At 33.0% G+C, this 11665-nt stretch carries 12 protein-coding genes; all 12 read left to right on the forward strand.

Annotated features, from left to right (window positions below):
- Positions 1-292: 292 nt before the first annotated feature.
- The 12 genes from bamD (at position 293) to IPO86_12550 (ending at position 11657) form a co-directional block, all read left to right on the forward strand.
- Positions 293-1126: an outer membrane protein assembly factor BamD gene (gene bamD / locus IPO86_12495; GenBank protein ID MBK9728926.1), complete on the forward strand. Its 834-nt coding sequence runs from the start codon at positions 293-295 to the stop codon at positions 1124-1126.
- Positions 1092-1433 (forward strand): DNA-directed RNA polymerase subunit omega, encoded by a 342-nt coding sequence (locus IPO86_12500; GenBank protein MBK9728927.1) that lies wholly within the window; start codon positions 1092-1094, stop codon positions 1431-1433. The genes bamD and IPO86_12500 overlap by 35 nt, the downstream gene beginning before the upstream one ends.
- Positions 1434-1468: 35 nt before the next feature.
- Complete coding sequence (gene coaBC, locus IPO86_12505; GenBank protein ID MBK9728928.1) at positions 1469-2671, forward strand: bifunctional phosphopantothenoylcysteine decarboxylase/phosphopantothenate--cysteine ligase CoaBC; 1203 nt, start codon at positions 1469-1471, stop codon at positions 2669-2671.
- Positions 2668-3579 (forward strand): DUF4835 family protein, encoded by a 912-nt coding sequence (locus IPO86_12510; GenBank protein ID MBK9728929.1) that lies wholly within the window; start codon positions 2668-2670, stop codon positions 3577-3579. Before coaBC ends, IPO86_12510 begins: the two co-directional genes overlap by 4 nt.
- Positions 3580-3597: 18 nt before the next feature.
- Positions 3598-4182, forward strand: a complete 585-nt coding sequence (locus IPO86_12515; GenBank protein MBK9728930.1) for a phosphoribosylglycinamide formyltransferase — start codon at positions 3598-3600, stop codon at positions 4180-4182.
- An 11-nt stretch (positions 4183-4193) separates the two neighbouring features.
- Complete coding sequence (locus IPO86_12520; protein ID MBK9728931.1) at positions 4194-4736, forward strand: carbonic anhydrase; 543 nt, start codon at positions 4194-4196, stop codon at positions 4734-4736.
- A gap of 171 nt (positions 4737-4907) precedes the next feature.
- On the forward strand, positions 4908-7931 hold the full coding sequence (locus tag IPO86_12525; protein ID MBK9728932.1) for a hypothetical protein: 3024 nt from the start codon (positions 4908-4910) through the stop codon (positions 7929-7931).
- A 67-nt stretch (positions 7932-7998) separates the two neighbouring features.
- Positions 7999-8643, forward strand: a complete 645-nt coding sequence (locus IPO86_12530; protein MBK9728933.1) for a response regulator transcription factor — start codon at positions 7999-8001, stop codon at positions 8641-8643.
- 86 nt (positions 8644-8729) lie between these two features.
- The gene (locus IPO86_12535; protein ID MBK9728934.1) at positions 8730-9167 is read left to right on the forward strand and encodes a hypothetical protein; all 438 of its coding nucleotides are present in this window, start codon (positions 8730-8732) and stop codon (positions 9165-9167) included.
- Positions 9168-9258: 91 nt separating this feature from the next.
- Complete coding sequence (locus IPO86_12540; GenBank protein ID MBK9728935.1) at positions 9259-9975, forward strand: hypothetical protein; 717 nt, start codon at positions 9259-9261, stop codon at positions 9973-9975.
- A 24-nt stretch (positions 9976-9999) separates the two neighbouring features.
- Positions 10000-10701: a hypothetical protein gene (locus tag IPO86_12545; GenBank protein ID MBK9728936.1), complete on the forward strand. Its 702-nt coding sequence runs from the start codon at positions 10000-10002 to the stop codon at positions 10699-10701.
- A 41-nt stretch (positions 10702-10742) separates the two neighbouring features.
- Positions 10743-11657 (forward strand): hypothetical protein, encoded by a 915-nt coding sequence (locus tag IPO86_12550; GenBank protein ID MBK9728937.1) that lies wholly within the window; start codon positions 10743-10745, stop codon positions 11655-11657.
- Positions 11658-11665 lie beyond the last annotated feature (8 nt).

An 11665-nucleotide genomic window follows, 5' to 3' on the forward strand; every position in this document is an offset into this window, starting at 1 on the left:
AACTTCCGATTTTATAAGATTTCCAGGATTGAACATCGAATAATTAAATATTATAAAAAATTTAAACCTGGTCATTTCCTTCAAAGAGCACTGAAATTAAGCCAAATAAAGTCATAAAACATTGATTATCTTAATATTACAAAATATTTTTAAAAAATTTATTTTGCCTTAAAAATGAATCTATACCAAGCTCCAAGGATTCTCCAGTATAAAATAAATCCTTGCTGTTTAATTAAATACCAGATACTTATCTAGCTGAAATTCCGTTTATTGTATTAAATTTGCGCCCTCAATGGTTAAAATACTGGTTAGATTTTCCGTTTTAAGTCTCCTTCTGTTTTCAGCATGCAAATCCAGCTATGAAAAAATAAGGACAAGTGCTGAACCGCAACTTATTTTAAAAGCGGCAGATAAGTATTATGCTAACAAAGAATATTTCAAAGCCCAAACCTTATACGAACTGGTTTTAACATCTTTTAGAGGACAAAAAGAAGCGGAAGAAATTTACTTCAACTATGCTTATACGCATTACTATTTGTCTGAATATGAGTTAGCTTCTCATTTATTTAAAACATTTGCCAATACCTTTATTAATAGTTCCAAAAAGGAAGATGCTGATTTTTTATCAGTATATTCACTTTATAAAACGTCTCCAGTTTATAGATTAGATCAAAGTGGTACAGAAAAAGCCATTGAAGGCTTTCAGCTTTTTGTGAATTCATATCCAAACTCAAGTAAGATCATTGAATGCAATAAATTGATTGATGAGTGCCGTTCAAAATTGGAATTTAAAGCATTTGAAGCTGGAAAGCTTTATTATGATATGCGGAATTACCAGGCGTGTTTAACAAGTCTTCAAAATTTATTGAATGATTTTCCTGAAACTAAAAATGCCAGAGAGATCCGCTATCTCATGTGTAAATCCGCATATCAGTTGGCCGAACGAAGCATTTTTGAAAAACAAAAAGAACGTTTTATAGATGCAAAACAATATGCTGAAGACTTCATAAGACGTTATGTATCTGGTAAATACTTAAATGAAGTAAAGGATTTAAATAAAAAAGCAATTACAAAATTAAAATCTCCTGAATATGATAGATATCAAAACACAAGTGCAAGGAATTAATCCGAACATTAAAGCTCGAAATATTAAAGATTTTACAGCTAAAAGCGGAAACATTTATGAAACCATCAATGTACTTGCTAAAAGGGCTAATCAGTTAACGAATGACATTAAAGAAGAACTTCTTGAAAAATTAGAAGAATTTGCTTCCCATTCAGATACCATCGAGGAAGTACATGAGAATAAAGAGCAAATTGAAATCTCAAAATTCTATGAGAAACTTCCAAATCCAGCTATTATTGCCATTGAAGAATATTTAGAAGGCAAAATAGATTACCACTATAAAAACACGAATCCGGATACTGAATAATTATCAATTTGATACCTGTGCCAAGCCAAAATAATATATTGGAAGGACGCAAAATAATCCTTGGCATCACAGGCAGTATTGCTGCTTATAAGTCTGTTGTCTTATTGCGATTATTAATGAAGGCTGGAGCAGAAGTCCAGGTTATTATGACCGAATCTGCCCATGACTTTATAGGTCCGTTAACGCTTTCAAGTCTTAGCACCAAAGAAGTTTTATCAAAATTAAATTTAGACCAGGAATGGTCTCAACACGTAGCACTCGGCCAATGGGCTGACCTCCTAATGATTGCACCAGCCAGTGCAAATACGATCAGTAAATGTGCTCATGGCATTGTTGATAATCTTTTAACTGCAGTTTATTTATCTGCAAAATGTCCGATAATGATTGCTCCTGCTATGGACCTTGACATGTGGAGACATCCCGCTACTCAGGAAAACATTAGCAAACTTAATTCTTTTGGACATTTCATTGTTCCTGTAGCAGATGGACCATTAGCAAGTGGCTTAACCGGGCCAGGAAGGTTAGCGGAACCAGAAATAATTTTCAAGTTCATTACAAACTACTTCCTGGTTTCAAAGCCATTTGAAGGGATTAAAATACTTATAACTGCAGGACCAACTTATGAAGCAATAGATCCAGTTCGTTTTATTGGGAATCATTCTTCAGGTAAAATGGGTATCCAACTTGCCGAACAAGCGGTTCAAATGGGTGCGGAGGTTGAATTAATTTTAGGCCCTAGTAATGAAGAAATTAAACCACATCCTAAACTCCATATTACCAGAATCATAAGTGCAGAAAATTTGTATCAAGAGGTAAATCATCGTTATCAAGAAGTTCAGGTATTTATACTAGCTGCAGCGGTTGCAGATTTTAAACCAGAACATACTGCTTTGGAAAAAATCAAAAAAGATACGCAATCAAATATGACTTTAAGTTTGGTACCAACCCATGATATTGCAGCATTTCTTGGCCAAAACAAGCGGGAGAATCAATTTCTTTGTGGTTTTGCTTTGGAAACTGAAAATCAAACGCAATTTGCTAAAATAAAAATGAGCAAGAAAAACATGGATATGATCGTTGTTAATTCAACACGAGATGAAGGAGCCACCTTTCATCACGATACAAATAAAATTTCGATTTTGGATAATTCCGGAAATTTAGTTTCCTTTGATTTAAAGTCTAAAAAGGAAGTAGCCATCGATATATTAAAATACATCCTTGAAAGAATCAAAACATGAAAAAAATTATCATTTTTGTAATCTGCCATCTGCATTTTATGGGCTTTATAAAAGCACAGGAATTAAATGCAGTGGTGAGAGTCAATGCTCCAAATTTAGGATTAAGTGATAAATCAATTGTCAATCAATTAGAACGAAATGTCAAAGATTTTTTAAATAATCAGAAATGGACACAAGATGTATTTGAGGGTCAGGAAAAAATAAAATGTAATTTTCAAATCACAATAGCAGCTGATAAAGGGGACAATAATTTATTATTAGATATATCCGTTCAAGCAACCCGGCCTGTTTTTAATGCAAGTTACGAAACCCCATTAATAAGCCTCATCGATAAACAAATACCAATTCAATTTGATCCCTATAAGAATTTAGAAAATTCAAAAGAAACATTTTATGATAACCTATCCTCTGTTCTCACATATTATGCATATTTAATTCTTGCGCTTGATTATGATAGTTACAGTCTCGAAGGCGGCGAAAGTTATTTTCAAATATTGAATACGATGCTCAATACCTTACCTGCGAATGTCAAATCTAATGATGATTCCTGGTCGGCTACTAAAGATAAAAAAAACAATCGATATTACCTGGTAGAAAACTTGATTAATCCCAGGATGAAATCATTTCGCAGAGCTTATTATGAATACCACAGACAATCCTTAGACATTATTTCTAAAGATGTTACAAATGCCCGTTCCACAATGGCCAATGTTATTGCTGATATAGCTCGCGCCAATCAATCTTATCCAGATACCTATTTGATTAAACTTTTTTCGTATTCTAAAAGTAAAGAAATTATAGAAATATTTAAGCAAGGTAGTATTCAAGAGAAACAAAAAGTGCATCAATCCATGATTCAAATGGATCCTGCAAACACAAGTTCATACGAAGTTCTAATAAAATCCTGATCCACTCAACGATTCTTTATGAAAAAAAAGAAAATAGCAATTTTTGCTTCCGGCAACGGAACCAATGCACTTCAATTAATAAAATATTTTAAAACGCATGCCAATATCCAGATCTCTTTAATTGTAACAAATTCAAGTAAAGCTGGGGTCATGAAACTTGCAAAGGAACATGATATTCCAATTTCTGTTGTAAATAAATCATTACTTGCAAATAATGGTTTTATGACTGCATTATTAAATTTATATGATGTTGATTTTATTGTATTAGCTGGATTTTTACTTTTAATGCCTCCATTTCTTGTTAAACAATTTGACCAAAAAATGATCAACATACACCCTGCATTGCTACCAAAACATGGGGGTAAAGGAATGTATGGAAATCATGTTCATCAAGCGGTCATAAATGATGGCGATTTAGAAAGTGGCATAACGATCCATTATGTAAATGAAATGTACGATCGCGGTAAAATAATATTCCAGGCTAAGTGCAAAGTAGAACGACGTGATAATGCAGATAAGCTTTCCAAAAAAGTTCAGGAATTAGAACATAAATATCTTGCTGAATGGACTGAGAAACTTGTTTTGCAAACCCGCTTTATATAGCATTCACTATCATGTCAGCAGATCTAATAAAAATAGACCGTATCGAATGTATTCCTGAAGAATACAAGAATACTCCCATAGGAGAATTATTGGCATATCACAACTTAGGCAAAACATATCAGCAATATCAACAAGCACAATTATTGATTGGGATGTGTATGGATAACCGAAAACATTTATCCATACCGGATAATTTTGCGTATATCATTCGGTCTGGTGGTGCCAATTTAAGGTACAGTGAGTTTCGGGTGTCCTATGCCATTGCTGTTGGTAATGTACGGCATCTTGTTTTAATTGGGCACAACAACTGTGGTATGGTCAATCTTATGGCCCGTAAAGATTTGTTCATTCAAGGCCTGATCACGAACGCAGGATGGACTCGGGAGGAAGCAGAAGACCACTTCTACCATTATGAACCTATCCATGAAATCGGCAATGAAAAACATTTTATCATCAGTGAAACCAAAAGGCTTCGTTTGCGCTATCCAAATGTTATTATTGCACCTTTGATGTATTTGGTAGAAGATAATTTGCTGTATTTGATAGAAGAATAATATTGGCTCTCCTAAAATAATTTTGAAATTCACACGAACGTATGAATTCTATTCTCTGTCTTAAGTATATTGTTTAAGATCTATAAATTATCTTAGCGGGTATAAATTTTATATCTATTGATCTTGAACAATAAATACCTAATCAGTTTATTTATTTCTATATTCCTCCGAATGCTCAATGCACAGTCTCCATTAGCAAATTATAGCTTATTAGACATGGACAATGGACTTTCATCGATCAATTTAACTTCTGTTTGCGTAGATACTAATAATTTTCTGTGGATTGCTTCCGCTAATGGACTTCAGGTTTATGATGGAAATACTTTTTATAAAATACCACAAGGCCTTGGTAAAAAAAATATACTAGGAAACAAAATTCAACTATTAATTAAGCTCAATGGTAAATTTATATTGGCTGGAACCGATAAAGGAATCAGTAAAATAAATACAGAAACCTTTGAAATTGATAATATTCAATTTAATGCTAACAAAGCTCTGGCACAAGCAACCAATCGCATACAGGATATTAAAATTAGAAAGGATTACTCTTTTTGGGTAGTCACTACAACTCATGTTTTTTTACTTTCTCCTGAATTAAAAATAGTCCAATCGTACGCCTTCCCGTTCTGGATGCAACAAAAAGCAATACCATTTCAACCCAATCGAATTATAGAATTTCCAAATCACAAAATTTGGGTAATAGGTCCTGTAACCCAAGTAAAAAATGCAAATGAACAATGCGTTATTTTTGAAATTGACCCAAAACAACATACTATAATTGAAATTGATTCGATTCCATTTAAGGACTACAATCGTTATTTATCGTTTAAACAAATCAATGAGTTTAGTGCATTGGTTGTATATGATTCTTATTGCGGTCTAGCCGAAGCTATTGAATTTGATTTAATTCATCAAAAACAAACAGCAATTCTTCATAAAGCTTTTCAATATGGAGATCATGTTCCTTTTCTCAGCAATGTTTCGAATGATGAAATTGGCATCACCACAAATAATTGGGACGAATACTTAATTTATAATTCAACCAGTGGCAAACTGGAATCAATCGTCCTAAATCCTTCTCTATTTATTAAACAATTGGTACAGCATGAAAACTATTATTTCGCTGCCACAGACAGAGGGTTAATGATAACAACCCCTGTCAATACCTTACTAAATTTTAATGAATGTAGCGGCATCTTTAAAAATTGGACAATCTATCCGACCAGTACTTTTGAAAATGATACCGCACTTTTTCAGTGTTATTTATATACAGGAGTTTCCATGTATAATAAAGTCAGGCAAAGTTGTAGTTTTTATCAACCAATCTCCCCAATCGATAGTCAAACTGAAATTCATAAAATTTTTCTCCTCGATTCCAATAATTGGCTTGTATGCGGAAATCAATGCTTTAAGTTTGATCCTTTTAAAAACAAAGCCAGTTTGATTAGTAAAACAACAACTGAAGTTTATCCATTTGAAAAACATACTTCCAGCGTTTTCCTCGATTCCAGGAATGAATTTTGGTTTGGCACAGTCTATGGAAATGGAATCTTCCGCTACAACCCAAGAACTAAAAATGTAATTCATAAGGATCTTAAATCCATAGATTCTATGGCGCATTTTCTAACCTTTAATACGATTCAAGAGGATAGCTCTGGAAATATTTGGTTTGCATCTGCCTTGGGAAACGGCCTGATAAAATGGACGCGGAAAACGGATCATTATTCACTAATACTTCCTGACAATAAACCAGGCACTTATTTTTATCCGTCCATTTCAAAAATGATTTTGGATCAAAGGGGATATCTCTGGATTGGTACGGAAGGAGGTGGAATATATCGCTTTCATCCAGACAGCATGTACTTTGAAAATTTCACCCAAAAGATTGGATTGCAAGATAATTTTATCACTTCATTAACCATTGATTGTTTGGGTAAGATTTGGGGAAGTAATTTGTCGTATTTATTTAGATATGACCCTATGAATTCTTCTACATATTTTTTTACCAAGAGACATGGCATACCCAGTACTGAAATTACGGTCTCCAGAGTCAATGGACAAAATTGCAAATTACATTTAAAAGGACCTAGATGGAATTATTATTTAGAACCAGAGTCTTTTCAAATTCCTAAACCAATACCCTCCCTTTTTATAAGGACCTTGAAAGTAAATGGAAATGAAATTGAGTACAATAAAAAACTGGAATTAGAGTATGATCAAAACAATCTGGAAATCGAATTTGCACATGCTAATTTATTAGATGGAAACATGGAAAAGTACTATTACCAGATTTCTGATAAAAATAAAGATTGGAACTTCTTTGGAGATAAATCTACACTTCGTCTTGTCGGTATAGGGTATGGATCTTATCATCTCAGCATTCGAACCTGTCAAAATGGAAATGCATGCTTTGACACATCCATACTTAATTTTCAAGTTAAGCGGCCTTTTTGGAAATCCCCTTTTTATTATAGTTTATTAGCTATACTAGTGCTGAGTTTTTTTCTATTTATTATCATTTATGAATACAAGATTAAAATTTCAAAAATAGAAAAGGAACGAGACAAGGAAATTCTTCGCAATAAAATTGCTCAGGACATTCACGATGAAGTGGGGTCCAGCCTTACTAAAATTGCTTTAACAGCACAAGTTGCTTCACGAATTGCCAGTTTATCTCAGGAAGATTTAAAAATTCGATTGAGCCATGTGGCTGAAGATGCTAAAATTGCCTCTTCGCAATTGCGTGAACTGGTATTTTCTATTAATCCGGATTTCGATCATTTTGATGACATGCAAGCATATTTTCAAGAACATGCCAGCCTCTACCTGGAAGATGCAGACATCCAACTTTCTTTTACCCTCCCTAAAAGCAGTTCAAATGAATTGGTGCATCCAGATATCAAAAGACAACTCTTGCTAATATTTAAAGAAGTTCTTAATAACATCTTAAAGCATTCCAGAGCAAAACAGGTTTGGATCCGCCTGGAAGAACAAACCCATAAGATCTATTTGTTAGAAATCAAAGATGATGGAATTGGATTTAATATCAAGCAGGCGGGAAAAAACAGCAATGGATTACGCGGCATGATACAACGAGCCGAATCAATTTTTGCAACATTAAACTATACCAGCATTCAGGGAAGCGGAACTTCCATTCAGGTCACGGGTCCATTAAAACTAAATTATACCCATTAAGAATTTCAAAAAGTTTTCATACGAATGTGGTATTAGATTTTTCAGAAATATTATTGAATCTTGCAGCTTGAAACAAATCAAGGATATAATTAAAGTAGCCCTCGTGGAAGACGATGCGGATATCCGTAAATTGACAGCCAGCCTGATCAATATTTATCCTGATTTGGAATGCATTGGCTCTTTTGCGAGTGCCGAAGAATTTGAATATAGCCTGCAAACGGTTAATCCTGATATCGTGTTGATGGACATAGGTCTTCCCGGAAAATCCGGAATTGATTGCATACGAGATAGTTCATCCATCAAAGAATCTATACAATATTTAGTGTATTCAGATCATCAGGACTCCAGGGAAGTGTATGATGCTTTAGCTGCAGGTGCCAATGGCTATGTATTAAAAGGTACGACCCCGGAAAAACTTGCAGAAGCCATTCGTGAAATGCACCAGGGTGGCTCCCCGATGTCCAGACAAATATCCAGGATGGTTGCCAGTTCGTTTAAAACCAATGAAAAGAAACATCCTGATTTTGAAAAACTAACACCCCAGGAATGGGAAGTTCTTACACGTCTTGAACGCGGCCTAGCTTACAAAGAAATCGCTGCTGAGCGATTCGTTTCAGAACACACCGTTAGATCTCAGGTACGCAGCATTTATGAAAAACTGCATGTGCATACGAGGACGGAGGCGTTGAATAAGTTGTATAATAAACATTAGCAATCAGCCTTTACTTATTTTTTTACTACGAAATAGCTATTGTCAACTACCTAATACCAAAATACATTTGACTAAAATTTAGTTAAATGGTGAATCCTACAATATATTCAATCTTTTCAGTAATAATTATTCTATCTATTACAACCAAATCAAATAATAAACTAATTAATCCTGAACCAGAAAATGTAATTGCAAAATTTTACAAATACGATTCCACCACTAGTACATTTACATTATTGCCAGATTATGTATTTCTATATCCTAATAGCACTAAATACAAATCATATATTGGTTTAAAGCGAGAAAACGGACAGTTAATAAGAAAACATATTTTATTAGATTATAGATGCTGCAAAATTCTTAGAGCATGCACAACTAAACCCTATTTTGAAACACATTCAATCAATCCATTTGTAAGCTGTGTATGTGAATCTGGATCTAATACAAGACTTTATGGTACGATACATTGTTTAAAAGCATACATGAAATCCAATTTTAACATGAGAACATTAGCTAATCAATAAAAAATCCAATTTACATTTTTCATACTAATATGCTATTCCAGATTAAAATAAAATCACAAACCTTTGTCAAATTAAAACATAAAACAAAACTATGAAGCCAAGAATTAGATATTGTATTTTAACAATGTACCTCACCACTCAAATATTATCTGCACAAGTTGATAACACAATTACCCGATCTGGGGTAAAAATGACGTTAAAATCAAAGACCAGTATTGGTAAAAACGCAACATTAGCAAAATATTGCAATAGTAAATCAGGCAAATGCGAGGAATTGATTATTACTTCTGATAAGAAAAGTATGACTATGCCTTTTGCTTCAGGACCAGCTTCAAATATAATTAAGTCAGGAAAAACAACGAATTATTCAGGCTGGACTAAAAAAAAGACTCTTAGAACTAGTTCAAATCAATACTATAATATTAAAGGTAATAAGTATTCAGAAATACATGAAATAAAAAATGGATTTCTAGTAAGCACATTCGACATAATAGGCTCAAATTTAACTACAAATGACATTTTAACTGTTTTTGCTGATAATAGTCAAGCACCTACAGATCCCTCTACAAAAACTTGCGATGAATGTAAAAAAAATCACGAAGATTGTTATGTTGAAAATTCGCTCAATAAAAATCCAAATTGGCCTGGACTATTGGAATATTTAAACCTAGTTTGTGATATAACTCATAAATATTGCCTAAAATCCTGCAAAAGCACGAAAAAAATTGAAATTACAAAAGCTCAATCAATTATTGTCATAAGAAATTCAATTACTGCTAATGACTTTAACTTAGCCATAAAAAATTAATAAAAATACTTTAACCTAATATAAATGAAATCACTAATTATAACATTTACACTTTTATTTTTAATTCATTCTACTTACGGACAAGTAGGCAACTCCATAACCAGAGGAAAAACAACATTAAAGATAAGTTCAAAAGAAAAAGCAGGAGTTGACGGAACTTTGGCAAAATACTGTGACAACAAAGGTGGCAATTGTGAAACACTATTATTTGTGAGAAACAATTCAATCAGCCTACCATTCACCACTGGTCCCCTGATGGACATATTAAAAACAGGATCAATTAAATCTTATAAAGGAATGAATAAAGTAAGCAACTCAAAAGGCAAACTTATACAGTATTATATGAATATTGGCAAGTCACAAATCATTCTTACTAAAAACAGAAATCATACCTTTATAAGCATTATTGAATTTGATCAAAATAAAAATAGTTCCAAAACCCCCACCAGTATATTTAGACGAAAAGGAAGTGATTCACCCTATCCATGCTATTCAGATTGTATTGCAAATTGGCAGGATTGCTATGTTGAAGTTTCATTAAATATACCAGCTGGACCGGAGCTAGATGCTCAGTTATTTATGTGTGATGGAAATTTTAGGCTGTGTTGTCAGATTGCGGCTTTATGTGATGATCCAACTGATATGCCTCCAAAACCAACTAGAGTAAGAAGTATCATGGCGATTCAGAATACTCCAACTAATTTTCAATTGTCAATAGGAAATTAACTTTAAAAATCAATAATCATTACAATTAAATAGATCTTAACATGATAAAATATATTACTCTGGCTGCCATTTTGATACTTGCATTCAACACACTTTATGCTCAAAAACCAACATTTGTGAGACCGGCAAATGTTGGGGATGTACCTGTACAATATATTACAATAAGTTTCCACACTGCCAATTTAAAAGATGCAAATACGGATGATGCAATCACTGTTGCATTATATCCAGGCATGAAACCTTTTAATTTAAATACATCGAATGATAATTTTGAAAGGAATCAAACCGATCAATTTATAATTACCGATCCAAAAATTGTAAAAATAAAAGATATTAAACAACTACTCATTATCAAAAGTGGATCAAATGGTTGGGCATTTGATCTAGTAACAATTGCTGTAAATGGATGTTTGCTATATAAATCAACATTAAATCCTAGATGGTTAGATAATACAAAAGGCTTCAAACTTTCGCATACGTTTGCAGAACGAGAATTATCAAATGGATTTGCAGCAAACTATAAACTTGTACCCGATATCTTTATAGTGTATCCTTTGATTCCAAAAAAATTAATTAAACTTATGATTGAAAGTGTGGTTGGAAACTGTTTAGGAAATAGCCCTGAGTATACCTGGGGAAATAAAACTGGAATTAATACACTTTTCGGTGATGCAACAGAGCTTGTTGTGAGAAATACTCAAACATTGAGTATAGATTTAGATTTACAAATTAGAAGAAATTATGATGCAAATTTTGAATCTGATGAAGATTTTGATATTGTCATAAGTTGCAATCAAGGAAAAGTTGCAGTAGATCTAGTATATACTAATGGAGGTTGCCCACTGTTAACAAATGGAAAACTCAAGAATGCTATAGCTCAGCTTCTTAGTAGAAACTTTAATAGTCCAACTTGTTTAGCCCACTTTGAGTCAAATGGTGATTTAAAATATTATTAATTTATATT

Source organism: Saprospiraceae bacterium (assembly GCA_016717265.1).
Taxonomy (GTDB): domain Bacteria; phylum Bacteroidota; class Bacteroidia; order Chitinophagales; family Saprospiraceae; genus Vicinibacter.